The organism is Siminovitchia jepli (genome assembly GCF_047228825.1).
Lineage (GTDB): Bacteria > Bacillota > Bacilli > Bacillales > Bacillaceae_C > Siminovitchia.
On sequence record NZ_JBFEGN010000056.1, the window covers coordinates 1 to 26038 of the forward strand.

General features: G+C 42.5%; 25 protein-coding genes. 12 read left to right on the forward strand and 13 right to left on the reverse strand.

All coding sequences use genetic code 11. The features are described 5' to 3' along the window. The first annotated feature begins 161 nt into the window (after window positions 1–161). From AB1L08_RS15745 to AB1L08_RS15760, 4 genes are all read left to right on the forward strand, one after another. On the forward strand, window positions 162–1067 hold the full coding sequence (locus tag AB1L08_RS15745) for an acetamidase/formamidase family protein (RefSeq protein WP_413065604.1): 906 nt from the start codon (window positions 162–164) through the stop codon (window positions 1065–1067). Window positions 1068–1364: 297 nt separating this feature from the next. Continuing rightward, window positions 1365–2723: an APC family permease gene (locus tag AB1L08_RS15750; protein ID WP_413065605.1), complete on the forward strand. Its 1359-nt coding sequence runs from the start codon at window positions 1365–1367 to the stop codon at window positions 2721–2723. A gap of 21 nt (window positions 2724–2744) precedes the next feature. Continuing rightward, window positions 2745–3317, forward strand: coding sequence for a biotin transporter BioY (locus AB1L08_RS15755; protein ID WP_413065606.1), 573 nt, complete (start codon window positions 2745–2747; stop codon window positions 3315–3317). A gap of 348 nt (window positions 3318–3665) precedes the next feature. Beyond that, complete coding sequence (locus AB1L08_RS15760) at window positions 3666–4418, forward strand: Fic family protein (RefSeq protein WP_413065607.1); 753 nt, start codon at window positions 3666–3668, stop codon at window positions 4416–4418. A 343-nt stretch (window positions 4419–4761) separates the two neighbouring features. Here the strand turns inward: AB1L08_RS15760 and AB1L08_RS15765 are convergent, their stop codons facing one another. Continuing rightward, window positions 4762–6165, reverse strand: a complete 1404-nt coding sequence (locus tag AB1L08_RS15765) for a vWA domain-containing protein (RefSeq protein WP_413065608.1) — start codon at window positions 6163–6165, stop codon at window positions 4762–4764. A gap of 270 nt (window positions 6166–6435) precedes the next feature. Here AB1L08_RS15765 and AB1L08_RS15770 point away from each other — a divergent pair, with 270 nt between their 5' ends. The 4 genes from AB1L08_RS15770 (at window position 6436) to AB1L08_RS15785 (ending at window position 9015) form a co-directional block, all read left to right on the forward strand. After that, complete coding sequence (locus AB1L08_RS15770) at window positions 6436–6840, forward strand: DUF5391 family protein (protein WP_413065609.1); 405 nt, start codon at window positions 6436–6438, stop codon at window positions 6838–6840. A 199-nt stretch (window positions 6841–7039) separates the two neighbouring features. Then, window positions 7040–7609, forward strand: coding sequence for a biotin transporter BioY (locus AB1L08_RS15775; RefSeq protein WP_413065610.1), 570 nt, complete (start codon window positions 7040–7042; stop codon window positions 7607–7609). A 506-nt stretch (window positions 7610–8115) separates the two neighbouring features. Continuing rightward, window positions 8116–8802 (forward strand): Crp/Fnr family transcriptional regulator, encoded by a 687-nt coding sequence (locus AB1L08_RS15780; RefSeq protein ID WP_413065627.1) that lies wholly within the window; start codon window positions 8116–8118, stop codon window positions 8800–8802. A gap of 48 nt (window positions 8803–8850) precedes the next feature. Further along, window positions 8851–9015: a hypothetical protein gene (locus AB1L08_RS15785; RefSeq protein ID WP_413065611.1), complete on the forward strand. Its 165-nt coding sequence runs from the start codon at window positions 8851–8853 to the stop codon at window positions 9013–9015. A gap of 14 nt (window positions 9016–9029) precedes the next feature. Here AB1L08_RS15785 and AB1L08_RS15790 read toward each other — a convergent pair whose 3' ends face one another. The 11 genes from AB1L08_RS15790 to AB1L08_RS15840 all read right to left on the reverse strand — a co-directional run bounded on the left by AB1L08_RS15790 (window position 9030) and on the right by AB1L08_RS15840 (window position 20666). Continuing rightward, window positions 9030–10568, reverse strand: a complete 1539-nt coding sequence (locus tag AB1L08_RS15790; RefSeq protein ID WP_413065612.1) for an ATP-binding cassette domain-containing protein — start codon at window positions 10566–10568, stop codon at window positions 9030–9032. Beyond that, entirely contained in the window at window positions 10565–11602 is a 1038-nt protein-coding gene (locus AB1L08_RS15795; protein ID WP_413065613.1) for a branched-chain amino acid ABC transporter permease, read from the reverse strand. The genes AB1L08_RS15790 and AB1L08_RS15795 overlap by 4 nt, the downstream gene beginning before the upstream one ends. 13 nt (window positions 11603–11615) lie before the next feature. Next, window positions 11616–12491 carry a branched-chain amino acid ABC transporter permease gene (locus tag AB1L08_RS15800; RefSeq protein WP_413065614.1) on the reverse strand — a complete coding sequence of 292 codons (876 nt, stop codon included), beginning with the start codon at window positions 12489–12491 and terminating at the stop codon, window positions 11616–11618. Between the two features lie 10 nt (window positions 12492–12501). Further along, window positions 12502–13707, reverse strand: a complete 1206-nt coding sequence (locus AB1L08_RS15805) for an ABC transporter substrate-binding protein (protein WP_413065615.1) — start codon at window positions 13705–13707, stop codon at window positions 12502–12504. A 231-nt stretch (window positions 13708–13938) separates the two neighbouring features. Next, entirely contained in the window at window positions 13939–14745 is an 807-nt protein-coding gene (locus tag AB1L08_RS15810) for a metal-dependent hydrolase (protein WP_413065616.1), read from the reverse strand. Window positions 14746–15009: 264 nt separating this feature from the next. After that, window positions 15010–16167: a homogentisate 1,2-dioxygenase gene (locus AB1L08_RS15815; RefSeq protein ID WP_413065617.1), complete on the reverse strand. Its 1158-nt coding sequence runs from the start codon at window positions 16165–16167 to the stop codon at window positions 15010–15012. Window positions 16168–16199: 32 nt separating this feature from the next. Further along, a complete protein-coding gene (gene fahA / locus AB1L08_RS15820; RefSeq protein WP_413065618.1) occupies window positions 16200–17471 on the reverse strand; it encodes a fumarylacetoacetase in 1272 nt (423 codons plus the stop codon). Between the two features lie 31 nt (window positions 17472–17502). Beyond that, entirely contained in the window at window positions 17503–18453 is a 951-nt protein-coding gene (locus tag AB1L08_RS15825; RefSeq protein WP_413065619.1) for a hypothetical protein, read from the reverse strand. A 20-nt stretch (window positions 18454–18473) separates the two neighbouring features. Continuing rightward, window positions 18474–19025, reverse strand: coding sequence for an NADPH-dependent FMN reductase (locus tag AB1L08_RS15830; RefSeq protein ID WP_413065620.1), 552 nt, complete (start codon window positions 19023–19025; stop codon window positions 18474–18476). A gap of 33 nt (window positions 19026–19058) precedes the next feature. Then, window positions 19059–20072 carry an LLM class flavin-dependent oxidoreductase gene (locus AB1L08_RS15835; protein ID WP_413065621.1) on the reverse strand — a complete coding sequence of 338 codons (1014 nt, stop codon included), beginning with the start codon at window positions 20070–20072 and terminating at the stop codon, window positions 19059–19061. A gap of 282 nt (window positions 20073–20354) precedes the next feature. Further along, on the reverse strand, window positions 20355–20666 hold the full coding sequence (locus AB1L08_RS15840; protein WP_413065628.1) for a DUF3870 domain-containing protein: 312 nt from the start codon (window positions 20664–20666) through the stop codon (window positions 20355–20357). 304 nt (window positions 20667–20970) lie between these two features. Between AB1L08_RS15840 and AB1L08_RS15845 the strand changes: the two genes are divergently transcribed. Genes AB1L08_RS15845 through AB1L08_RS15855 form a run of 3 tightly spaced genes read left to right on the forward strand, consistent with a single transcriptional unit; the run spans window position 20971 to window position 23277 of the window. Then, a complete protein-coding gene (locus AB1L08_RS15845) occupies window positions 20971–21129 on the forward strand; it encodes a cytochrome C oxidase subunit II (protein WP_413065622.1) in 159 nt (52 codons plus the stop codon). 25 nt (window positions 21130–21154) lie between these two features. After that, entirely contained in the window at window positions 21155–21628 is a 474-nt protein-coding gene (locus AB1L08_RS15850; RefSeq protein ID WP_413065623.1) for a cytochrome c oxidase subunit II, read from the forward strand. After that, window positions 21625–23277: a b(o/a)3-type cytochrome-c oxidase subunit 1 gene (locus tag AB1L08_RS15855; RefSeq protein WP_413065624.1), complete on the forward strand. Its 1653-nt coding sequence runs from the start codon at window positions 21625–21627 to the stop codon at window positions 23275–23277. Before AB1L08_RS15850 ends, AB1L08_RS15855 begins: the two co-directional genes overlap by 4 nt. Window positions 23278–23505: 228 nt before the next feature. Here the strand turns inward: AB1L08_RS15855 and hprK are convergent, their stop codons facing one another. Beyond that, window positions 23506–24420 (reverse strand): HPr(Ser) kinase/phosphatase, encoded by a 915-nt coding sequence (hprK, locus tag AB1L08_RS15860; protein WP_413065625.1) that lies wholly within the window; start codon window positions 24418–24420, stop codon window positions 23506–23508. A 302-nt stretch (window positions 24421–24722) separates the two neighbouring features. On the opposite strand from hprK, the gene AB1L08_RS15865 reads away from it, so the two are divergent. Next, window positions 24723–25178 carry a DinB family protein gene (locus AB1L08_RS15865; RefSeq protein ID WP_413065626.1) on the forward strand — a complete coding sequence of 152 codons (456 nt, stop codon included), beginning with the start codon at window positions 24723–24725 and terminating at the stop codon, window positions 25176–25178. Window positions 25179–26038: the final 860 nt, after the last annotated feature.

The window sequence follows — 26038 nt, forward strand, 5'->3', positions numbered from 1 at the left end:
GTAAATTTTTACATCTGTGGATAAGTGCATTTTCTGTTTTAAGGACTAAAAAACATAAATTTACTCCTCAAAGCTGGCAATTATCAATAAAGATTGACTTATCTGACTCTTATGTTACCATAGGCTTAATATTTAAATTTTATTGAAGGAAGGGAAAAGAAATGCCACAAATCGTGCCTACGGGAAAGCCCGTTTATTCATTTAGCAAAGAACACGAACCCGTTGCAATGGTGGAATCCGGGAGCAGATTGGTAGTAGAAGCCTATGACTGCTTTGAAAATCAAATCCGTTCGGACGATACAACGATGAACAGTATTGATTGGAACCGAATTAACCCTGCCACTGGACCCATTTACGTTGAATCAGCTAATCCCGGAGATGTATTGGCTGTAACTATTCACAGTCTTGAGATTGGAGAAAGAGGCGTCCTTGCTACCGGTCCCGATTTGGGTGTCATGGGCCATAGAATCGATACGTTTACAGTAAAAATAATTCCGATTGAAGGTAATTATGCTATTTTTAACGAAAAAGTAAAAATTCCGCTAAATAAAATGATCGGTGTTATCGGTGTTGCCCCCGAGAATGATGCCGTGCCCTGCGGTACACCAGGAAATCACGGAGGAAATCTTGACACACTTCTCATTACAGAAGGAGCCACGATTTATTTCCCTATCTTTCATAAAGGAGCTTTGTTTGGCCTGGGAGACATGCATGCTGCCATGGGAGATGGAGAAATTGGCGTGTCGGGAATTGAGGTCCCAGGAAAAGCTGATTTGACCTTAGAAGTGTTAAAGGGAAAAAGCCTGAATCATCCTTTGGTAAAAAACTCAAAGGGTCTGAGCCTGTTGGTATCAGCCAAGACATTGGACGAAGCTGCAAAAACTGCAGTTGAAGAAATGGTAGATCTTCTCCTTCCTCATACAGACCTTGAGCTTAGTGAATTGACGATGCTGTTAAGCGCCATTGGACAAGCCCAAATTTCACAGATTGTAGATCCTTTGCTAACTGCGAGATTCTTTGTACCCCAATGGTTTTTAGATACGTATAAAATAAACATCTTTCGTTAAGGGCCTGTCATACGCAAAGGGGATTTACCCTCTGCTTCACAAAAGATATCAGAATAGTCAATACAAAATAAAAATAATTATTTACATTTAATTGCCCCCGTCATGCCAATTCAAAAGACTAAAAGTAATATTCAAAATCATCCGGCCACGCATGCAAATATTGATGGTTTCTGTCCAATTGAACATTTTTACGGGATGAGCGAAACGTCTTTACAGAAGCTAGTGTTTCTCCCGCTCACCGAATATACAATATTAGTGAAATTTGATATAGAAATACAAAAACTAGGGGGAATCTGAATGGCGGAAGAGATTAAATTGAATGGGTCGGGCCCGGGATATAAACAAGAGCTTAAGCGCGCCCTTACTTTTTGGGATTTAATGATCTATGGATTAATTTTCATGGTTCCGATTGCTCCGTTTGGGATATACGGTGAAGTGGCCACGGGGGCAAAAGGAATGGTTGCCCTCGCCTACATGATTGGGATGGTCGGCATGATTTTTACCGCACTCAGTTATGCGAGAATGTCTGAAGCGATTCCGTACTCCGGATCTGTCTATGCTTATGCCCAACATGGCATAAATGATACGGCAGGCTTTTTCGGTGGATGGCTCATTCTGCTAGATTATATCTTTGTCCCTGCCCTTTTATACCTGGTAAGTGCCGCCGCGCTCGCAGATATTGTACCCGAAGTGCCTATCGTTGTCTGGCTGCTCATATTTATCGGAATCAATACCGTCATTAACATCACAGGAATTGAATTTACGGCAAGAACAAACAAAATTATACTTGTTTTTGAACTCATTGTTTTAGTCATATTTGTTGTTGCCGGAATTATTGCAGTAGCACAGCACGTAAATGGTGCAGAATTTACATTTAACCCTGTTTATGATAAAAATAACTTTTCCATGGCAACCGTAATGGGAGCCGTTTCTATCGCTGTCTTGAGCTTCCTGGGATTTGATGCGGTCTCTACCTTGGCTGAGGAATCTAAAGGCGGCCGTAAGGCAATTGGAAATGCCATTATCGCATCTCTGCTTGTAGTAGGCGTGTTGTTTATCATTCAAACTTGGATAGCTGCTCTTATTTGGCCTGACTATACTACTTTTGAAAATATTGATACCGCCTTTTATCAAATTGCCGAAATTGCCGGTGGCCCATGGTTAAAGTGGTTAACCATTATTGCAACTGTTATTGCATGGGGAATTGCAGATGCCCTTGTTGCACAAGCGGCCATCTCGAGGATACTATACAGCATGGCGCGCGACCGTAAATTACCACACATATTGTCTGAAGTACATCACAAGTTTAGAACACCACATGTGGCCACATTTGTTGTCGCCATTATTTCTTTTATTGTTACGATGTTTTTTTCTGCTCAGATTGGACAGCTTGCGTCTGTAGTTAACTTTGGTGCCCTCTCTGCTTTCTTGATTTTGCATGTTTCAGTCATTAATTATTACATCAGAAAGAAGAAAAGCACTCATTATTTCACCCATTTGGTTTTACCGGCCATCGGATTTCTTATTATTGGTTATGTATGGTTTAATCTGGATCCAATGGCGAAAACACTAGGATTTATCTGGCTGGGAATTGGTGTGTTATATTATTTATATTTGAGGTTTGTGAGAAAAGATACTAGCTTATCAGACACTTAAAAATACTCCCATAGGTTAACAATGACACCTGTCCCCATTTTCTTATGGGGACAGGTGAATTGTTGTTATGCAGAATTTGAACTAGAAGGCGGATACATTTCTTGTTGTAACAATCATTGGTGCAGTCATAACGTCACTTACTTTCCTGTTCAAACGCTTAAACGATCGCTTGCAGCCACCATACTCGGTGCCAGGCAAGGTACAATATCCTTCCTGGTTTACATATTGTTGGAAACCGTCGGCATCCCGGTATTCTCGGGATTTTCAGCAGGGTCTTCCGTCCTTGTTGGACCAACCGGCAGCTTTATCTTCGGGTTTATACTGACAGTACTTTTTATCGGCTGGTATTTGGAGAAAACTTCTTTCAAATTTACGCATGGATGGTTGCCAATACGATCGGCATGTTCATTACATTTTATCTTTGGAACGATTTGGTTAAAAATAGCCGCCAGTCTGAGCTGGCCTGAAGCATTCGCCAGCGGCTTTGCACCGTTTATTGTTGTCCCCTTATTAAAAGCGGCCCTTGCTTCCTGGATTGGGGTCATCGTTCGTAAAAGACTTACAACAGCCAACATTTTGTTGGCTCCAAATTAAAAATGCCCAAAAAATGTGGGGCAACTAAACGAACAGCTTAAATAGATTCTGCAGGAATCGGTTATTGGACTGTGTCCTGTTTTCAGAAAAGGAAAGGTTCAGGATAACAGTTAGTTTTATGATTGTGCGGAATATCCGAATGGATGCAAGTTCACTTTTCCAAAAGTTTTTTGCGGCAAAAAATGAAATGAAACCGCGATTAAAAAAAGATATTGGAGAACGGGAATATCCATAATGAAAGACTTCAAAAGTAAAAATATTTGCTGATTAAGAATGGAAAGTTACAATTTGAGTTTCCAAGCAGGAAGTGATTCGTTATATAATGTTGTAAAAGCGAGGTGGCTTAAGGTGAAAAGTATATATCTTTCCATTCTTCAAGAAGAACGAAAAAGAGGCTTAAAAAATGGATTATATGATTATACGACAGTTACATTTGCTTATCATACAAACAAAATAGAAGGCAGTACACTTACGCTTTCAGACACCCAAGCATTGTATTCACATGATTTTGTGAATACAGGTGGTCACAAAATGGATGATTTGATAGAGAGTAAAAATCATTTTGAGCTTTTTCATTTTATGTTGGATACAATAAATGAACCATTAACAGAAAGGCTGATAAAAGAATACCATCAGTTGTTAAAAAGAGGTACGACTGATGAAAAATGGTATGGGATCGGTCGCTATAAAGCCATTCCAAACATTGCAGGAGACCAAGAAGTGGCTCAACCACATGATGTTCCCGGGTTGATGAGTGAATTAATGGATGATTACAATGATCTTGATGAAGTTGAATTACATGATGTACTTTCGTTTCATCATCGTTTTGAATTAATTCATCCGTTCCAAGACGGGAATGGCCGTATCGGCAGATTAATTATGTTTAGACAATGTTTATCACATAACATCACACCATTTATTATCTCTTCAGAAAGACGAGAGCAGTATATTGATGGACTTAAAGCATTTACAAATGATCCAACACTACTAGAAAAAGAAGTTGTTCAGCACCAGGAACAATATAAGAAAATAGCTGCACCAATCATAAGGCATTATAAGCAAGAAAAGAACAAAAGTCTTCACCAAGACTTTGAAAGATGAAGTTTTCGTTTTCGTGAACTTTTTGCCGACATTATGAATCAATGTGATCATTTAAGCATGCCGTTTAAGGTGTAAAACCATACACTGAAGGCAGTTGAACAGGGCATCCCCTTTTCTTCAATCGGTTAAATCCATCTGACCATTTCACCCTCCCTTTATGGGGAGGGCTTTTTTCTTCATAGGAACTTTCACCTAAAACTTTTGACAAAATCCTCAAACCAAAACCTTTATTTCTAATAAGCCTGTATTAATGATCTTTCCTTCAGCTTTAACGGGGACAGGTGAATTGTTGTTATGCGTTTTAAACCAGGAGACAGCCATGGTTCCCGCTTCTTCATATTTTCTACAGATCAAGATCTTCTGTTACATGATTGATTTTCTCTTTCAGGCTGTCTGCAGTATCAAAGATTTCGTTATGTTTTTCTGATTTTATAGCGTCCGCATGCTCCTTGATTACGTTTGTGCGTTCATAGATTAAATCTGAAACGGCCATTTTCGTATTTACATCAATAAGATCATCCTCCAAAAGCTTATTCAAGGCATCGTTCATTCGCTCAAGCTCCCGGTTGCGTGAAGTGATATGATTGTTCTCCAATCCCCTGAGTTCATTAGCCATTCCAACAGACGCCCAATTGATAGTATTGATATTGCCGGCCAGCCAGAACCGCCAGGTTGTTTTCCCCATGCTTTCCTTCCAATTTTTAGTGACTTGTTCATCCAATTCCTGTTTGTTTTTGACAGAAGTGTACTCTCCTCCTCCTGCTCTTGCCACCTCTTTCAACTGGCGGTCCGCTTCGTCATCCACATCAAATCCGATAATATGAATTTGCAGGTCCGTCAGCGAATTTTTGGCGTTTTCAGCCGCTTTCACCGGATCTCCATCGCATGTTTCGATGCCGTCACTTACAACATACATAAATGTTTTTGTCTGTTCTTCGCTTGCAGCCTTTAATTCCTTTTCCGCTTGCTGTATGGCTGATGCAAGCGGTGTCCAGCCGCTGGCATTGAATTTGTTCAAGGCTTCGGCGAATTCTTTTTGATCGTAAGCCTTTAATGGATAAACAGTTTCAATACTTTCGCATGACAGCTTTTTATCCTGATCGGATCCTGTCCCTTTATGGCCAAACACCGATAAGGAGACATTGACATTCTCCGGCAAACTCTCAGAAAATTGTTTGATGCTTGATTTGGCCAATGCCATTTTATTGCCACCCGAAACATCCGCCTTCATGCTGCCGCTGGCATCTATTAACACAGCTACATTGACTTTATCGGCCTCTTCATTCAGTTCATCTTCAGATACGTCTTGAAGCAGTCTTCCGTCAGGCAGTTTCAATTCGTTGTACTTTACCTCAAGATCTTTTATCGGCTGGATTGTATTTCTGACATCTGTACGCAGGCTTGCAATGATGGATGCTGCCCACTGTTTTGCGTCCCAATCTTTTGTATCCCTGCTTTTTATTTCTTCCATGTATTTGGCCACAGCCTCTTCGGCTGCTTTGGAATACTTGTCATTGTCAGACAACTCTTTTTCGCCAATATATTTTTGGAACAAGTTCCCGGACGGTTCTTTTTCAATTTCTTCCGCATTCAGGCTGTAGGTTGCTTTTTCTTCCTCTGCTTTCTTCTGCTGTAAATGTGATTCAGCAGCTTTCTCCTCTTTTTTCCCGACACTCTTTTTTTCACTCTGCTGGCAGCCAACCAGGGCCATGCAGGCGATGATCATTATGAAAGCCTTTTTCCACATCTTTTTCACTTCCCAATTTCTGCATTAGTTCTTTTGTTAGTATAATAATTTTTTTAAAAATTGAAATTGGTCTTTTTGCCTATTACCAAGATACCATGATGGCTAGTTAGCGGAAAAATGATTTTTAGCTGGAAAAATAGGCTGATGCAAACGATCTGGCGTGCCCCGGCTTTTTTGCGTCATTTTTTTCTGGAATTCACGAATCTTTCAGGAACTTATTTATTATACAACCGTATAAAGTGGATGGAAGATATACTGGAGGGAATTACAATGAATAACAAAAAGAAAACTGTGATCATTGCACTCATTTCCGCGTTATTATTTTGTACACTGATTGCCGCAGCTTCCTTATCCCCTTTATCCGAATTGGGAAAACATGCAAATCAATTTAATTCTGTCGGAATGTGGTCGTCCATTGGGATGATACTTATTTTTTACATTGTGCCTATAGGCTTGTACCTGGCCGGCTTAAATTGGATGAAATACGTGATGGCTATTTTATGTACTATAGGGCTGTTTGGTTTTATATCAACATTCCTTGTTGTAACAATCATTGGTGTCGTCATGGCGTCACTTACTTCCCTGTTGGGTGTACTCGTTGTTTGTGGCCTGGCAAGCATCATCAATGTGATTTGGTTTTTTGTAACGTTCCGCTCCAAAAAAATGCCCGCTTGATAAATGTCCGACGTCCCCTTTATGCAGGGCATTTTAATAAACGGAAGCCTTAAAGTAAGGCTTCCGTTTTTCTACTCCTTTCTTTTGAAAATATAAAAACGCATCAAGGTGTACAACAAATCATTGACAAACACCCTTTTAGCAATTAAAGTGTTTGTAAACCCAACATAAATTTCGGTTAACAATTGGAGGGAGCTAAATGACACAGGAAAGACAAAAGTTAAGAGCAATGATTATTACATCACTTTTTGCGGCCATCATCGGCATCTTTGCCCAAATCACCATTCCGCTTCCGTTAGTGCCTATTACAGGGCAAACGCTTGCGATCGGGCTTGCAGCCACCATACTCGGTGCGAGGCAAGGTACAATATCCGTCCTGGTTTACATATTGTTGGGAGCCGTCGGCATCCCGGTATTCTCGGGATTTTCAGCAGGGTTCTCTGTCCTTGTGGGACCTACCGGCGGCTTTATCATCGGGTTTATACCAACAGCACTTTTTATCGGCTGGTATTTGGAGAAAACTTCTTTCAAATTTACACATGCGATGGTTGCCAATACAATCGGCATGTTTATTACACTTGTATTTGGAACCGTTTGGTTAAAAATAGCCGCCAATCTGAGCTGGCCCGCGGCATTCGCCAGCGGTTTTGCACCGTTTATTGTTGTCGGCCTTATTAAAGCAGCCCTCGCTTCCTGGATCGGGGTCGTCGTACGCAAAAGACTTACAACGGCCAACATTTTGCTGACTCCAAAACAAAAATCGGCTTAAATACGGATGTCGGACTGCTTTTGCAATTCCGGTTTTCTTTGGCAGTGGCCGTTTTCAAAATAATGCCGGCAGCTCCGTAAAGCCTGGCTGAATGTCGTTACATGTTCCTCGATTCTCCGGGGAACTCTTTTTATGAAACCGATTGTAGCGTTTGGTATTCCAAACGCCGTTACGCTTTTCCGTTTGCGTGTAGCCGTCTAAATCACTGATTTCCCCATTTGTCGCTTCAAAGTAGGCGCATCGTTAGTACCCGCGGGGTAATCCGGATCGATTTCCGGATTCGTACCGATATTCACTTTTTCTTTGCGGCAATTTTTTGTGCCTAGCCACGAATAAACCATTTCTCTACAAGGCTTCGATTTTAAATTTTTTTAGTTGCGATGCCACATCAATTTATCCGAAAATTAGCCATAATCAAGGTACGAACCCAATCCTTATAGTGGTATAATATGAGGAGAGACGATCAGTCTTTCAAAATAAATTGTCAGGTGGGGATTCCCATGATGATGACAGAACATGATCCCGTCGATTTGCAAGATCTGCTTTTTATTCGCCACGACGAAAAAGCCTGGAAAAAGGGCTCGTATCTTTTTCAGGAAGGTGACCGGGCAGAGGAGATATATTATGTTAAATCCGGTAAAGTAAGAATCGGGAAAATAACGCCCGATGGCCGGGAAATTACTTTCAGAATTGTGAATGCCGGAGACTTTATCAGCGAAGTGCGGCTTTTTTGTACACTTTCAACTTACAGCGTTCATGCCAAAGCGATCGAAGACTGCGAATGCGCCGTCATCCATAAAGATGATCTGGAAGAAAACTTATTGATCAATCCCGGCCTTTCCGCCGAATTCATGAAAATGTTGGGCATTCACCAGCAAAAAACACAATCCAAATTCCGCGATCTCATTTTGCACGGAAAAAAAGGCGCCCTTTACTCAACGCTCATTCGCATGACAAACAGCTACGGCGTGAAAACAGAGAAAGGGATTCGAATTGATTTATCTCTTACAAATCAGGAGCTTGCCAACTTTTGCGGCATGAGCCGCGAGGTCGTCAACCGCCTTCTCGGAGCTTTAAAAAAAGACGGGGTGATTTCTGTCACTAATGGAAACATTCTCATTCACGACCTTCAATTTTTAAAAGATGAGATTCATTGTGAAAATTGTCCCGTTGAAATTTGCAGAATAGATTGAAGGAGATGTTTTTGCATCTCCTTTCTTGTTTATAAAAGGAGGCCTACGATGCGACCAAATTTTATTTATGGCTTTGCAGCCGGATATGCTGTTTGCCTGCTGGCGGTTTATTTGATTTTCGATTATTTTTCTCTATCATTTGCCATTGGCTCCTTTGGCGGAATCATTTTATTCTGGTTGCTCCTGAAAATTCTAAAAAAAAGAAGGGGCTGACCATACCCCGCACATTACTTACTTAAATAAGCTTCATAGACGCTTGAATCTTTTGCCAATTCACTTGGTTTATTATTTGTTTTGATCGTTCCAGTCTCCAATACGTAAACCCAATCTGCCACTTGCAAAGCAGCTTTTGCGTTTTGCTCCACCAGCAAAATCGTTATATTTTGCTGCTTTAACTCATACAGCTTTTCAAAAATCTCTTCTACAATCAACGGGGCCAATCCGAGCGACGGCTCATCCAGCATCAGCAATTTTGGATGGGCCATCAAACCCCTCGCAATGGCAAGCATTTGCTGCTCTCCACCACTTAATGTTCCGGATAATTGTTTTCTGCGCTCCTTCAGCCTTGGGAAAAACTCATACATTTTTTCCATTTCCTCGCGAATCTCTTTTTTCAGCTTGCTTGAAACATGAAACGGTTTATACCGATTGTAAGCACCAAGTTGCAGGCTTTCCTCCACTGTTAATTCTGGAAACATTCCCCTTCTCTCCGGAACAAGGCTGATTCTATCAAAAGCGAGCTTCTCCGCAGAAAGCCCGGTAATGTCTTTATCATTAAAAATAATTGTGCCTTGTTTTGGTGCAATCTGTCCGGCAATTGTGCTCAAAAGTGTTGTTTTACCGGCTCCATTTGCCCCGATAATGGCTGCCAATTCTCCTTGCCGCACTGAACAATTTACGCCCTTTAGCGCGTAAATGCTCCCTCTATAGACGTGCAAATCTTCAATTGATAAACCAGTTCCAGCTGTCTCCGGAATGTCCCTTTCCTTGTACGATTGCTTTACTTCCCGTCCCAAATAGGCTTCTATAACCTTTTCATTTGTTTTAATTTCCTCAGGGGGTCCTTCGGCAATCTTACTGCCAAAATTCAATACGATAATATGCTTGGAAATTTTCATGACTGCCGACAAGTCATGTTCAATCAAAAAAATCGTTGTCCCTTCCTTGTTAACCCTTCGAATCAATTCGATCATTTCATTCGTTTCTTCACCGCTTAACCCCGACATTGGTTCATCAAGCAATAAAATGGAAGGCTCTAAAGCAAGGGCCCTCGCCACTTCCAGCAAGCGCTGTTCCCCAAACGATAAATCTTTCGCCTGTTGATCCACTTTATCGGCAAGCCCTACCATGTGTAGCTTTTCCATAGCCGTAGCCTTTGCTTTTTCCTCGTTATATCTAATGGATGGCAAACGGATCATTGCTCCTAATGAACTTATCTTTCTGACGTTCTTTACTGATACCATCACATTTTCCAATATGGTCATATTGGTGAAAATTTGCAGATTCTGAAACGTACGTGCAATCCCCAGTTCTGCAATTTCATGCGGTTTAAGTGTGCTGATTCGCTTTCCTTCAAACAGAACTTCCCCCGAGTCGGGGGCATACATGCCTGTGATGCAATTAAAGGTTGACGTTTTTCCCGCACCGTTGGGGCCTATCAAAGCAACAATGTCACCTTTTTTAATTTGAAACGTATTGTCGTTAACGGCAGTTACTCCGCCGAATTGCTTTGTTACATGTTGAAATTCCAGCAATGCCGATGTCATGAAAACCTTCCCCCAGTAGAAAACTTAGTCTTAGCCTGCTTGATGATGCCCATGATACCATTTGGCAAATAAACCATCATTACCATTAGAAGTGCACCAAAAAATATCACTTCAACGGCACCCCCGGCACTAGTATCACTGAATAAAGTTGGAATAAATTCTCGCAAAACCTCTACAAGGAGCGTAATGACGATGGCCCCGACCAGTGCCCCGTAAATGGAGAGCAATCCGCCAATCACAGCCATCACCACAAATTTAATCGACATTTCAAAATTAAAGACTGCCGGGCTGATAAAGCCCATATAACTCGCATACAGCCCCCCGCTCAGGCCTGCAAAACTTGCACTGATGACAAAGGCCTTTACCTTATATTTGCCCGTATTGATTCCCATGGATTGTGATGCAATGAGACTACTGTTCATGGATCTCAGATTCCTTCCCCAGCCTGATTTCACCAGATTTCTCGATAACAGGACAACCAAAATGACAATGGTCCAGATGAAATAGAACCACATCGACTCGGAAGCGAGGGCAAAGTTTCCTATAGAAAAACCAGGTATGCCCAATAAGCCGGAAGATCCTCCGGTCAAAGTGCTCTCTTCTATCAAAATAATATTAATAACAATTCCAAATCCCAGCGTAGCCAGCGTAAAATAATGACCTTCCAAGTTTCTTGTCACATAAATCAGGATAAAGCCAGCGATAGATGAAAAGATAATCCCTACCACAACACTGAATAAAACCGGAATTTCATATTTAACAGTCAAAATACCGGTCCCATATGCGCCAATCCCCCAAAAAGCCGCCTGGGCCAACGATACAAGGCCCGCATTTCCCATTAATATGGTCAGGCCGACTGTCGTGATGCTGTATATTCCAATAATAATAAAAACACTGGTCAAATAGGGGCCAAATAAGTGAGGAAAAAAGCCGAAAATCAATAAGCCGGCCAATAAATAGACATATTGGTTCTTCATCAGCCGAAGGCGGGGCACCACCGCTTTCTCTTTCACGATCGGATTTGTTTTCTCCAATTGAAAACCTCCTTTATACGCGCTTCCCGCTTCTGGAACCAAGAAGCCCCTGCGGGCGAATAACCAATACAATGAGCAAAATAATAAACGCAGTTGCATCCTTGTACCCCGAAGAAATCAGCCCTGCTCCAAGCGACTCAAAAACACCAAGTAAAACGCCGCCAATGACAGCTCCGGGAACACTGACGAGTCCGCCTATAACGGCTGCAACAAAACCTTTCAGACCGATCATCAATCCCATGTTATATGTCGCCAATGATATGGGAGTGACTATTACACCTACAACTCCCGCAAGCAGCGCACCCAAAATAAAAGACAGCATACCCATTAATTTAGGGGAAATTCCCATTAGCCTGCTCACTTCCCGATTCATCATGGAGGCCCTTAACGCTGAACCAAGCATTGTTTTATTAAAGAAAATAAAGAGAACAATCATTAATATCATTGCTATCCCCACGATAAAAAAGTCTTGCCGGGGGATTACCGCGTTTAAAACGGCAACCGGCTTCCCTTCCAAAATGGGCGGAAGCGTCTTTGGGGTACTTCCCCATATCAAGAGGGCTATTCCCCTCAAGGTTGTTGAAACTCCTATTGTTATAATAATCAACACAACTTCCGTGCTGAATCTTGCAGGATACAAAATAACCCGATGGATAATGGCACCAATGATGGCAGACATGGCAATTCCCGTGAGGGCTGCCACCCAAAGAGGGGAGCCGCCCGAAACCATCGAAGCGGCAACCATCCCTCCAACCATCACAAATTCACCCTGTGCAAAGTTGATCATTCCGTTTACATTGTAAATCGTGACAAAACCAACAGCGATTAATGCATAAATACCACCGACTGCCAGGCCGGAGAAAATTAATTGCATCACATCGGCACCCATTTCCTACCTCCTATTCAGGAATCACCCATTTACCGTCTTTTACTTGAACAATTAAAATGTCTTCCGGCTTTAATCCCTGATGGTCTTCGAGGCTTAAATTGAATACTCCGGTAATGCCTGCTACATCTTTCAGATTTTCCAGGTTGTCCCGCACAGTTTCTCTTGTAACATTTTCCCCTGCCTGCTCAATGGCTTTTGCCAGTAAAAGCATGGCATCGTATGCCATTCCATCAATCGGGCTGACCCCTTCTTTATACTTCGCGGTATAGGCTTCCACATACTTTGAAATCACTTCTTTTTGCGGGTCATCATCTTTAAGCATATCTGCAACCCAAACTTTACCTGCAGACACATAGGTTCCTTCGGCAGCATCTTCTCCGGCTAATTCAATAAACATATTGGAGCCTGCCCCGTTGCTGTATACGAGCATGGAATTCATATTCAGTTCGCTGTAATTTTTATTGACAATCGAAGCTGAAGGAGGAATGGCCCAAACAACAATCGCATCTGGTTTTTTTGCCTTTATTTGTGTCAATTGGGGCTTCATGTCTTGGTCATCGGCTGCAAATTTTTCAACAGCTATAATATTTAAACCTGCTTCCTTGGCAACAGGCTCAAATGAACTTAAACCGCTCTCTCCATAAGCGTTGTTTAACATCATAAACGCAATATCTTTTTTGCCATGGTCTTTCAAAAACTTAACCATGTTTTCTGCAATGTCTTTATTATTACTCGGTGTTTTGAAGATCCATTTCCGCTCTTCCACCGGCTGGACTATTTGATCGGCGGAACCGGTTGAAATCAGCGGTACCTGCTTTTCCTCAAAATAAGGAACAATGGGCATGGCTGTTGGGGATGTGCCGCCTCCGATAACTGCCAATACCTTATCCTGCTCTACCAATTTTTTGGAAACTACCAACGACTGTGTTTCACTTGATTCATTGTCATAAGAAATAAGTTCAATCGGTACGCCGTTAACTCCACCATTCTCATTGATCTCTTCAACCAACATGTTAATCGCATTATTTTGGGCCACTCCCCATACAGAAGAGGCTCCTGAAAGCTCCAGGTTTATACCAATTTTGTGGACCTTTTCGGATTTTGCATTTTCGCCGCCGCTCTTTTCACTTCCGCTTGACTCCTGCGAGCTTCCGCAGCCTGATGCAATTAATAACGCAAAGACGGCAGTAAAAACACCAAGCAAGTTTTTTTTCATTTTGAACCCCCCATTTATTCATTTTTTTAAGACTCTTATGTACAAACTGACTAAATCAGCCAAGAAAAAAACCAATAGTAAAGAACACATAGACAAAAGAAATTTTTGTCATGTGTGCTATACTACTGGCTTGTTATCTACTTGTCCGGAATCGGATTTGAACCCAATTCCCGTAGATATTCCAGATTTAAATTATTTGAAACGCTTTCAATTTACAGTATACTTTGAATACTATTTAATTTCAAGTGTCCCTTCCAAAATATTAAACTCTTTTTCTTCTCCGTATTGAAGCAAAATCACCTCTGATTTATGATAGTCTTTTAAAAGCTGAAGAAGCTTTTGGTCTTTATTCATCATCGTTTTGATGACCGGAAACTGCTGAACCATACTTTCCAGCACTGCGGGGCGAGGTGTTGTTTCGCTATTCGGAAACTGGTGGTTCGGAATGACATATTCCACATCAAGCAAATTTTTAACGACATACGCCGCTTCCTCCGGTCCCATGACAAACTGGCCCGATGCGGAAAGAATGGCAATACTGGGTTTATAAAAGTCCTGGATAATCTTCATATCGGCCATCATGGTCGTATCCCCAGTATGATAGAGCGTTCTATCCCCATGAAAATCAAATATATATCCTGCAGGCTGGCCTGCATAAATTGGTGTACCTTCCGTTTCACCAAAAGAAGAAGTATGCATGGCCTGTACCATTGTCACTTTCACATCTTCCAGTTCAACAGAGCCCCCATAGTTTAATAAATGGACATTGGAATACCCTTTTTGCAGGAGAATCATTCCAAAATCATACTGCGCCACGACAAGCACATCAGGATTGGCTTTCTTTACCTCTTCCAGCCCGTGTGTATGATCAAAGTGGCCATGAGTAATAAAAACAGCATCAATTGTTTGCAAGAACTCCGAATTGGTGTACTCTTCCGGACAGCCCGGGTTAATGCTCAAAAACGGATCAATTAAGTAACGCTTCCCCTCCTTGCTTGTCAATACATAACATGCATGCCCCAATCTAAGTACTTTCATTTTCTCTCCTCCTTGAATATTGTTTTGTATTCAAACAGCGCGGAAACTATGTTTAATCCCTGCAAATTGTGATTGGGCTGCGCTGTACAGCCTATTGCGGCGGCTTTGGGATCCTGAAAGACCACCGGTCTTTTGTAATGACAGCAATGGCTTCCATTTTTGTCGGCGAAAACCTTTAGGGCCCATAGCCTGTTATGATAATTTGCATGAAAGCGCCGGCATGTTCCTATCAAAACTTTATTCCGGCGCTTTTCTCAGGAGCGATTATTCATACCAGCTGTATTTATAATTTTCATCCTCTATTTGCCTTACGTTTTTTACAACTTTCAAAGGCCTGAATGTATCGATCATGACAGCAAGTTCAAGCGTTTCCTTTTTGCCGATGCTTGCTTCTATCGTACCTGGATGGGGACCATGGGGAATCCCTGAAGGATGCAACGTAATGGACCCTTTATTGATTCCTCTCCTACTCATAAAATTCCCTTCCACGTAATAGAGGACTTCGTCACTGTCTACATTACTATGAAAATACGGGGCAGGAATGGCTTCCGGATGATAGTCATACAACCGCGGTACAAAGGAGCAAATCACGAAATTATGCCCTTCAAACGTCTGATGGACAGGGGGCGGCTGATGTATACGTCCTGTGATTGGTTCAAAGTCATCAATATTAAAAGTATAAGGATACAAGTAGCCGTCCCACCCTTCAACATCCAACGGGTGGTGGTTAAAAATATGAGAGTGAAGATGTCCTCGGGATTTGGTCCGGACTTCAAATTCTCCTGACTCCACGTGAGTTTCGAGTTTTTCAGGACCACGGATGTCCCTCTCGCAAAAAGGGCTGTGTTCAAGCAATTGCCCAAACTCATTTCTATACCTCTTTGGCGTAGTAATCCAGCTCGTGGTTTCTATGACAAGGAATTTCGTTTCTTCCAAATTTTCAGGTACTATTTTGTAAATGGTCCCAATGGGAATAACAATATAATCACCGGGCCGATACGAAATTGTGCCAAACATCGTTTCCACTTTTCCTTTTCCTTCATGTACGTATAACAGTTCATCGCCATCGCTGTTGCGATAGAAATAATTCATTTGCTCTTTTGGAGTTGCAATCCCTATCAGTAAATCTTCGTTACCGAGTACATATTCCCTGCCCCCGACGGAATCGGCTCCCCCACTCATCCGGGAAGTATGAAAATGGCGATGGCAAAGCGGTCCCTGTTCTTCATACTCCGGATCCCTTGGACCCATCAGCCTTGCTTCCGATATTTTTGTCGGGGGGCTATGGTGGTACAAAATAGACTGGATTCCGGAAAACCCCTTTGTTCCCATTACCTGCTCCCTGAAAAGCGAACCATCTTCCTTGCGAAAAACGGTATGCCTTTTACGGGGGATGTTCCCCATTTGTTTATAAAATGGCATTGTTCAAAACCTCCTTTTTCAATAGCTCAAGGTTAAATATTTAAAGTCCGAACGGGCAGTATCCTTCCCTTTACTTCGCCAAAGCCAATTCGATATCCTTCTCCCTGGCACCAGCCAGTCATCATCAGTTCATCCCCGTCCTCCAGCCACGTCCGCTGCTCGCCGTTTTCAAGCTCAACAGGGTCTTTTCCGCGCCATGTCAGTTCGAGCAGGCATCCACGTGTTTCTTTTTCTGGTCCGCTAATCGTCCCTGATGCCAGCAAATCACCAGGATTTAAGTTGCAGCCGGTAATGGTATGGTGAGCAATTTGCTGGGCCATGCTCCAATACAGGTATTGAAAATTTGTACGAGTGATCCGTTCAGGTTTTTGCATGTTTTTTCCTTTCAGGTAAACCTCCAATTCAATGTCAAACGAACCCGGCTTATCTTCCTTCAAATAAGCAAGCGGCTCCGGCTCCTGGATGGGACCCTGGACCCTGAATGGCTCCAATGCTTCCAATGGTACAACCCACGGTGAAATCGAAGTAGCAAAGTTTTTGGCTAAAAAAGGCCCTAGCGGCTGGTATTCCCATGCCTGAATGTCCCTTGCACTCCAGTCGTTGACCAGCACCAGGCCAAAAACGTGTTCTTCCGCCTGCCCAACAGGAATCGGCTCCCCCAACTGATTGCCGGTTCCGATAAAGCAGCCCATCTCCAATTCAAAATCAAGCTGGCGGCAAGGCGAGAAGATGGGCGTTTCCGCTTCGGGCGGTTTAATTTGTCCCTGTGGCCGGTGAATATCCGTTCCGCTCAAAACGACCGAGCTTGCACGGCCATGGTAACCGACGGGCAAGTGGGTCCAGTTCGGCATTAACGCGTTCTCTCTCCCGCGAAACATCGCTCCTACATTCGTTGCATGATCTTTTGAGGCGTAAAAATCGGTATAATCCCCAATATCCACAGGCATTAGCATCTCTGCATCTGCTTGGGGGATCAATGCTTTGCGCCGTAAAGACGCATTGTCCCTTAATGCAGGATCTTTATCACTTAACAGTTTTTGAATAATGGAACGCACTTCACTCCATGTCTCCTTGCCCGTGCCCATAAACAGATTAAGTGAAGATTGCTCAAAGACTTTTTTTCCTTTTACCGCTGTATTATTAAAAAATCCGGCTTTTTCAACCACAGAAAGATCGAGAATATAATCCCCTATCGCCACACCGATTCGGGGCATGGATTCTCCCTCAGGTTTAAAAACTCCGTACGGCAAATTTTGAATGGGAAAATGAGAATCCGGTTCAACATTAAAAAAAGAACGAATCAATGATTTACCTCCTTTATCAATCCCAATTCTCTTATCTCAAAGCGGGGCTCATCAAAACTGCAGGAGCCATATGAATGTAAAAATGATTTACGCAATTCTTGAATTTCTTCTGCTGTAATTTCCAGGCCCCCCATGCCAATTTATCCCCGGCCAATGAAAATCTTGATGGGTCATCCTCATTTAATATTTCCTTGATGGATTCCTCGCCAAGCTGGTATTTATGGGCGAACAGACAGCCTGTAAATACATTTACATATCCGTGCATTTTGGCGTTTACTTCTTCGCGGTACATTCTGACGGGATGATGCAGCCCCGCAGTAAATTTGAGCGGAAGTTTTCGGTCGCGGCAAGCTGCAATAAATGCGGCAAGCTGCCCTGGAGCCGGAATCATCTCTGCTTTTACCCCGCCCGTCCGCAGCTTCATTCCTATCGGGTATGGCGCAGTCTTGTTGTAATTCGCAAAACAGTCCAATGCCTTAAGCATCTGCTCATACCAATCCTCACCAAATGCAAAAGTAATTTCACAGTACAGCGTCATGTCATAGTCCGATGTAAGAACCGACAATTGCTCTATATCATGTTCCTCTGGAATGGAAGGCGGCAGAGGCAGTTCAAAAGCAGTGATTCTGACCCTTTCTCGATGTTCTTTCTCAAAAGACGCCACCGTATCCAAATCTTCTTCAAGCAACTTCAGACATTCACGATAGCTTTCACTTTTGCGCCCCAATGCGGAGATAGAAAGCTCCCGATCGGAAAACGCGCCAACATATGGTTTCAGTTCTTGAATACTGGAGGCCGGATGAATATAGGACCCAAGCATCCAGCCATCGCTGCCTCTTAAATAAGCCGCGTAATTTTGAACCGCTTCGTTTAAAGACAAACAGGCAGGAGGAAAAAGGCCGGCATAATCAATTAAATTCCTTAACAGCATTTCGGCGCTTTTACTTTGAACCATTTCATCTATCTTGTTCTGCAGTTCCAATCCCAAACCCTCCTTTTTTGCTAAACGATCTCTTTCTGATGCTGTAAATTTTGATGCATATAAACGAGTTCATCGGCCAAATCACGAATTCGGCTCATTACATCAGGGTCGGTGATTTCATTGTTTTCATTAAAATGTTCCCAATTTGCATACACATAGCTGGGAGCAACAAAAGATCGAAAGTAACCGGCAATTGGTTTTAATTGATTTTCAATCATTAAATAATGCTGGTTTGTTCCTCCATTTGCAACAAAACCCATCACTTTGCGGCGGAACATTTCCGGAGGAACAAGATCAAACAGATTCTTTAATGGAGCCGGGATGGATCCGTTAAAAACGGGGCTGCCAATCAGATAACAATCAGCGGCCATCACATGTTGGATCATTTTTTGGGTATCCCTGTTATATAAATCCGTTCTTCTGCCATCACAAAATTGCATATCGTAATCGCGTAAATCCAATAATGTGATGGTGACTTCCGGATATTTCTTTTTTACTTCATCCAAAACAGCTTTCACCAGAATGGACGTCTTGGCTCCCAATATCGTACCTGATATTCCAAGAAGCTTCATTTTGATGGATCTCCTTTCGAAAAGTTCGTTGTCTTACAAGGAAACCTTTTCTTTATTGGCCTTAAAGGCAGGCATTACCTTTTCTGCAACAAGCTCCATGGAATGGAGAACTTTATCATGCGGCAATCCGCCAAAATTCATCAGCATCATAATATGATCGCAACCTGCGTCCTGATATTTCTTTAAACGGTTAATCACATCTTCCGGAGAACCAATCAACAATTGTTCCCGTTCTTCAAGCTCTTCAAATTGTGCATCCCTGCCATATTGTCGTGTGTCCAAATAAAGGTTTACATGCTCCTTTGCAATGACTTCCGCTTCCTCCCGTGTTTCAGCGACAAATGTATGGACCGCAAGCGGTATGTTTATTTTCTTCTCATCATGGCCGGCTTCGCGATAAGCCTTTTTGTAATTATCAATAATCTGTTTCAACTCCTGAATGGAGCTGCTTGCCACGTAAGGAACCCCCATTATGCTATATCCCATCTTCCCGACAAATTCAGAACCCCTTGGACTCAAAGCACCTATCCATGTAGGAACTTCTTTTTGCTTGGGCAAGACCTCCAATTTTACATCATAAAATTGAAAGTATTCCCCTTCATGGGAAAATTTTTCTCCAGTCCAAGCTTTTTCTATAACTGCCAGCGCATCGTTAAACCGAAAAGCTTTATCTTTACCGTTGATATTAAATCCGGCAAACTCATGTGGCAAATACCCACTGCCCAATCCAAGGTTTAAGCGTCCATTGCTTAAAACATCCAATAATGCATAATCTTCAGCTACTTGAATCGGGTTTTTAAATGGTAACGTAACAATAGATACACCCAAGCGAATATTTTTTGTCCTTTCTGCTGCCACCGACAACAGCATTTGAGGAGTTGTTAAAATGCCATACTCACTAAAATGATGTTCTGCGAACCAGACGGAATTGTAGCCAAGCTCATCCGCCCGTTCAGTCTGCTCCAATACTTCATACAGCATCTGCTCATGCGTCCGGTTAATTTTTTTCTTGTAATTGTCAAAAACTGTAAATAAACCAAATTCCATATAAAACCCTCCTACAAAGAAATAATTTGAAATAAAAAAGCCAGTAGTAAAGGAACACACTTTACGGCTATTAGCCTGTTAAATGGTGTTTCCTAAACTACTGGCTTGTTATCTACTTGCATGGAGTGGGATTTGTATCCCTTCCACGTAGATAATCCAGTCTTGTTTATTTAATTAAGCGCTTACATTTAATAGTGTACTTCATATACTTTTGGAATTCAAGTATTTATTCAAAATATTACATAATTGATATAGCCAATGCACTTAACATGATGTCGGGAATTACTTCATATCGTGGTAACGTTCGTAAGCAGCTATGACGGATTGAATGACGGCTCGCTGTCCTGGAATAAGAAACTTTTCTTCCAGCTCTTTAATGATTGCTTCGACACCATTTTTAATACATTTTCCACGAACCAATGACGAAATAAATTCATTTGTCATATCTAAAATAAAAGTAAAAGAGGCATCAACAATTATATCCGTTGTTTTATCAATAATCAGAATGCACCCAATTACCTTCTGCGTTTCATATACCGGAGTACCTTTCGGAAACTGTGCAAAACCGGCAACTAATACATGATCCTTTTTCATATTCAATGTAAATCTCCTCTCTTTGGGAAATTTTCAAACTATTAATCTATACTTAGATTATATAATCAATGAATTATTCGTCAACAAAGCTTTGATGGCGTGTATTTGATTGTCCCCAATTGCTTTGAATAAATTCAATTTAAATCAGTTATCCGCCGAAACTGCGGGTCTTTTTTTATGTCCAAAATTTGAAGGGATTATGAAGGTCATGTGAAATCGATATGAAGTGTGACTTATGTCACAGAGAGGTGCATCTGGCGGGAGTACGATGGAATTAGAAAAAAGAACGGGGAGGGTGTTTGCGATGGAATTAGAAAAAAGAACGACAGAGAGTGTAAACATGGCAAAGGAGCACCATCATTCGGAACCAAATTTAAAAGGAACGCTTGTCAGTGTGTTGGGTGTCGGGATCATCATTATCGTGATGTGGTTTGCTACGTATTTATTATATGCTGCGAGATAAAAAAAGAAAAAGTAGGTGAAAGTTCATGCATTTTCACAAGTTCGAAAAGATCTGGTTGGTTTTCGGGACATTATCGCTCGCGGTTTTCTTGACGATTGTTGGCGTAACCGCTTTTGCCCATGGGCATACGCCCGCCGGGGGGATGGATGTGATCGACCCGGAGAAGGTGACCGAGACGCCGCCCTTTGATAAGCCGGGTGTCAGACAGCTCGATGATGACACTTATGAAGCGGTGATCATCAGCCAAACATTTGGCTATCTTCCGGCCAAAATCAGAGTTCCGGCAGGAAAAGAAATTATATTTACATTAACAAGTACGGATGTTGTGCACAGTTTTACGATTGATAATACGAAAGTAAACATGATGGCTGTACCGGGAAGGATTACACACAAAAGCTATACATTTGAAAAAGCCGGAAAGTACCTGGTCCTTTGCAACGAATATTGCGGGGCAGGCCATCATATGATGTCAACCGAAATCGAGGTGTATGAACCATGATCTCTGTACAAGATCGAAAACTGGCATTATGGAACGTAAAAGTGGCTTATATCGCATTTATCATCGGAACGTTTTGCGGGCTGCTTCAAGTGTTTGTCCGCAACGACTCACTGGAGCTTCCAAAATGGCTTGACTACTATCAAATCCTGACTGCTCACGGCGTGTTGCTGGCACTTATTTTTACAACCTTTTTCATTTTCGCCTTTTTGATTGCAGGGATGAGCAAGACATTGGGAAGCTTCGGTCCGAAAGTAAGCCGCACTGCCTGGCTGGGACTGATTGTAACGACAATCGGAACTGTTATGGCAACCGTCATGATTATTTCCGGAAAAGCGTCTGTCCTGTATACTTTTTACGCTCCTTTGAAAGCGAGCGGCTGGTTTTACGTCGGGCTGGCACTGTTTGTGATTGGAACATGGCTAACAAGTTTTGCATTGATGGGACACTATGTGGCATGGAAAAAAAGAAACAAAGGACAATTCAGCCCCCTGTTTGCCTTTATGACGATGGCCACTCTGCTATTATGGATTATCGCCTGCCTGGGCGTCGTCGCAACGGTTGTGTTCCAATACATTCCCTGGTCGTTTGGCTGGGTCGATACGATCAACGTTGAATTGAGCCGTTCCCTGTTCTGGTATTTTGGACACCCGCTCGTTTACTTTTGGCTCTTGCCTGCTTACATTGCCTGGTATACGGTTATACCGAAAATTGTCGGGACAGATGTATTCAGCGATTCCCTGGCACGCTTCTCGTTTATCTTGTTTATTCTCTTTTCATTCCCGGTCGGTTTCCATCACCAGTTGACGGAACCTGGAATTGAAAGCTTTTGGAAATTCCTGCAAGTCATTTTAACATTTATGGTTGTAATTCCGACCTTGATGACCGCCTTTTCCATGTTTGCAACGTTTGAAATTTCCGGAAGAAAAAAAGGCGGAACCGGATTGTTTGGCTGGTTTAGAAAACTTCCGTGGAAAGATATTCGTTTTACATCCATTTTTATCGCCATGTTGTTCTTCATTCCTGGAGGAGCTACCGGAATTATTAACGCGAGCTTCCAATTGAACGAGCTTGTGCACAATACGCTTTGGGTTGTAGGCCATTTCCACATTACGGTTGGAACACCGGTCGCCATGACGTTCATGGGCGTGACCTTTTGGCTCATTCCGTATTTGACGGGGAGGCAATTTCCCAAGCATATGCAAAAACTGGCCTTTATCCAGGTCATTTCCTGGGCGGTCGGCATGACGCTCATGTCTACAGCACAGCATTTATTGGGGCTCCTTGGAGCACCAAGAAGAACAGCCTACGCCGGCTATAACGGCAATGAATCTGCCCTTGACTGGTTCCAGGGATTGCTTTCCAACCACGTCACCATGGCTGTTGGAGGAACGATTTTATTCCTGTCAGCCATTCTGATGGTCTACATCGTTGCCAACCTGATGTTTGTGGCCCCCAAGGCCGAAAAAGAAAGTGAACTTGTCGAGTTTCCGATTGCAAACAGCGACACATCGCACACCGCAAAGTATTTGGAAAACTGGGGAATCTGGGTCGGAGTCGCCTTGGCGCTCATCGTCCTGGCGTATGCCGTGCCGCTTGCCGACATGATCCAGCACGCACCCCCGGGTTCAAGAGGGTTTATTACTTGGTAGGAGTTGATCAATATGTTTCTGGCCGTATTCTCTATGCTTATCGTTGCTGCTGCAGTCATGATCATATCTGTCGAAATAAAAGAAGATGCTTAGGGGAGAATATTGAGGCTGATTAGTGCCTGCACCGCTTTTACATGACTAATTCGAATTTGGTTCTGAGCGGTTTGCAAAATAATTTCATATAGGAGAAAAAATAGACGGGGATGTCAGATGAATCCTCGTCTATTTTCATTTTCCTTCCCCAAGCCGCTTAGAAAACTCCTCCATGGCGCTGTAGCCTTCCCGCTGCAAGTACCAGTTGTTGGCGGCGGCTTCAATGAGACCCGCTACATCACGTCCGGGCTGGAGCTGGATTTCAATGTACGGAATCTGAACTCCCATATAATCCGAAAATTTCGGTTCAAGTTCCAGGTCATTATATAAGGAGTTTTCTTCCCATTTTGTCAGTTCAATATCCAATACGATCCGGGTTTGATCCTGGAAAGCTTCTCTTCCGTATAGACGAACGACATTGACAAGCCCAATGCTGCGCAGTGCAAGCAGTTCCTTCGTTTTTTCATCGTGGGTCCCCAACAACGTTTGCGGACCAAGCTTTTTCAAAGTTACGACATCATCAGCAACCAGGCGGTGACCACGGCGAATTAACGTATGGGCCGTTTCACTCTTTCCAATGCCTGATTTTCCCCTGAGCAATACTCCGATGCCGGAGACATTCACACAAACGCCATGTATGGCCATTTCAGGAGCCAACGCTTTAAGCATATAAGCATCCAATTTGGAAACAAATTCCGAAGTCGGATCCTCATCTGTACGGAGCAGAGGAATCCCTTCCTGGATACAGCACCCGGTCAGATAGTCAATGCTGTCCTGATTTGCAGTAATAATAAAACATGGCGGGTGATAGTTGACGATATTGCCAATACGGAGCTTCTGCTCCTCGTCACTCAGTGTATGTAAAAAGTTTAACTCTTTCCTGCCAAGCACCTGAACAAGCTCCATCGGGAAAAATTCAAAAAAGCCGACAAACTCCAATCCCGGACGATGCGCCTTTGATTTTGTAATTTTTCGGTCCAGTTGGTCTTCGCCGGCCAAAACTTCCAATGAAAACCTGTCCATTAAATCTTTTACCGAAATTGATTTCACGTAATTACACTCTCCATCTGTACATAATAAACAAAGAAATCCTTATGTTTTGGATTATACTTGAAAAAGGAGGAAACGTCATCCATCACAATGCCCATTTTGAAGCGCTTACATTCCTTTTGTTTGCGGATTCACCCTGAAAATCGGCGTCCGAGACAACCGAAAAGACGATAATAAAAGCTTCATGACAAGTATTTTTTAAGAATGCCACCTGTCTTCTAGAATTGTAAAACAGATCATTGGAGTTAGCCATATGCCTGGAATATAATGATGTAAAACAAATGGAAAAGGGTGTGGATCGAATGGAATCATTAAATATGTTTAAGTATTCTCGTGCCGCTTTCCTGATCGCCTTAAGAAACACGCCTAATAACAAATGGGACGAGCAGCCGGAAGGATTTCCAAATACGATACGCTGGAATGCAGGACATGTTTACATAACGGCTGAAGATTATTTATGCAAAGCCGATCACAATTATGAGATCGTACACCCGGAATGGTATGATCTTTTCATCGACGGCTCCAGTCCTGCCGATTGGAACGGCGAAGAACCTCCTGTCGAAGAGCTTTTACAAGCGATCGACAAACAGGGCGAACGGATTCTGGATTATTTTAACGGAAAATTGCAAAACACCGCTGACGAGACCGTAGACATTCGCTATCTCAAATTGGATACGGTAGATGCTGCACTCCAATTTGTTACTTGGCACGAAGGCATCCATCTGGGAATCATCAAATCGATGCAAAAACTGTTTTAGAAAACATGCCCAGCGCCAAGCCTTTCGAAACAGGCGATTTGTCTGATTGCACCCATGAATAACATTCGCCGCTAAAATTTTTTCCTCCTGCGTAAAAAACAAAGGGCAGAGAACCCTTTGTTTTTTACGGCAAAGTATAATAACCGCATTAAATACTGTTTACTTCCTCCTTAGACCCCTGTACATTCCCTCGTTTTCTGTTTGCATAACATTAGCAAGTTTGGTTTTATGGACTCATTGCCGGCGTCCAATTCGCCTTCAGCAAATTGGTTGGCTGCTTCATGAAACAAGATGGCAGCTTTTTCATCATCTTGTTTTTACCCGTTTTTAAGAAAAGCGCTGCGCGTCTTTCTTAGAAGCCAGAGGCGGAAGGTTGGATTGATTAAATTAAAAAAAATTGGGCTATATACCCTGAATTTAAAAGTTTAACACACAATCATTTTAGATGATCGGTATTTATTATTACTAATTGTTCCGGCTCGCTATTTCCATTGCCCGTGCAGGCGCTATTTCGCCAAAAACGGTAAAAGGAACGGGCCGCCATTGCCCGTGCAGGTGTTATTTTGGCGAGAACGGTCAAAGGAACGCAATCCCATTACCGCTCTTTCCGGTATAGAATACTAATAGTCAAAAAGGATGGGAGCTCATTGACTAGACGCAATGGCTTTTATCAGGTGTTAACGTTACATTCGAAAGTACATTTTATATAGAATTTGAGGTTCCCGGATCATATTTCGTATTTCGAACTTCCCTGATGACGAATTTCAGATTTTTCGTAATTAGATATACTCTCGGTATTCCAAACGAGTAAATTCCTGAATTCCCAAAAATTTACTGGAAATGGAGTGTAATCTGATGAG

Coding starts and splice junctions, on each gene's coding strand:
- AB1L08_RS15745 (WP_413065604.1), top strand. CDS start 162: ATGCCACAAATCGTGCCTACGGGAAAGCCCGTTTATTCATTTAGCAAA.
- AB1L08_RS15750 (WP_413065605.1), top strand. CDS start 1,365: ATGGCGGAAGAGATTAAATTGAATGGGTCGGGCCCGGGATATAAACAA.
- AB1L08_RS15755 (WP_413065606.1), top strand. CDS start 2,745: ATGACACCTGTCCCCATTTTCTTATGGGGACAGGTGAATTGTTGTTAT.
- AB1L08_RS15765 (WP_413065608.1), bottom strand. CDS start 6,165: ATGTGGAAAAAGGCTTTCATAATGATCATCGCCTGCATGGCCCTGGTT.
- AB1L08_RS15770 (WP_413065609.1), top strand. CDS start 6,436: ATGAATAACAAAAAGAAAACTGTGATCATTGCACTCATTTCCGCGTTA.
- AB1L08_RS15775 (WP_413065610.1), top strand. CDS start 7,040: ATGACACAGGAAAGACAAAAGTTAAGAGCAATGATTATTACATCACTT.
- AB1L08_RS15780 (WP_413065627.1), top strand. CDS start 8,116: ATGACAGAACATGATCCCGTCGATTTGCAAGATCTGCTTTTTATTCGC.
- AB1L08_RS15785 (WP_413065611.1), top strand. CDS start 8,851: ATGCGACCAAATTTTATTTATGGCTTTGCAGCCGGATATGCTGTTTGC.
- AB1L08_RS15790 (WP_413065612.1), bottom strand. CDS start 10,568: ATGACATCGGCATTGCTGGAATTTCAACATGTAACAAAGCAATTCGGC.
- AB1L08_RS15800 (WP_413065614.1), bottom strand. CDS start 12,491: ATGGGTGCCGATGTGATGCAATTAATTTTCTCCGGCCTGGCAGTCGGT.
- AB1L08_RS15805 (WP_413065615.1), bottom strand. CDS start 13,707: ATGAAAAAAAACTTGCTTGGTGTTTTTACTGCCGTCTTTGCGTTATTA.
- AB1L08_RS15810 (WP_413065616.1), bottom strand. CDS start 14,745: ATGAAAGTACTTAGATTGGGGCATGCATGTTATGTATTGACAAGCAAG.
- AB1L08_RS15815 (WP_413065617.1), bottom strand. CDS start 16,167: ATGCCATTTTATAAACAAATGGGGAACATCCCCCGTAAAAGGCATACC.
- AB1L08_RS15830 (WP_413065620.1), bottom strand. CDS start 19,025: ATGAAGCTTCTTGGAATATCAGGTACGATATTGGGAGCCAAGACGTCC.
- AB1L08_RS15835 (WP_413065621.1), bottom strand. CDS start 20,072: ATGGAATTTGGTTTATTTACAGTTTTTGACAATTACAAGAAAAAAATT.
- AB1L08_RS15840 (WP_413065628.1), bottom strand. CDS start 20,666: ATGAAAAAGGATCATGTATTAGTTGCCGGTTTTGCACAGTTTCCGAAA.
- AB1L08_RS15845 (WP_413065622.1), top strand. CDS start 20,971: ATGGAATTAGAAAAAAGAACGACAGAGAGTGTAAACATGGCAAAGGAG.
- AB1L08_RS15850 (WP_413065623.1), top strand. CDS start 21,155: ATGCATTTTCACAAGTTCGAAAAGATCTGGTTGGTTTTCGGGACATTA.
- AB1L08_RS15855 (WP_413065624.1), top strand. CDS start 21,625: ATGATCTCTGTACAAGATCGAAAACTGGCATTATGGAACGTAAAAGTG.
- AB1L08_RS15865 (WP_413065626.1), top strand. CDS start 24,723: ATGGAATCATTAAATATGTTTAAGTATTCTCGTGCCGCTTTCCTGATC.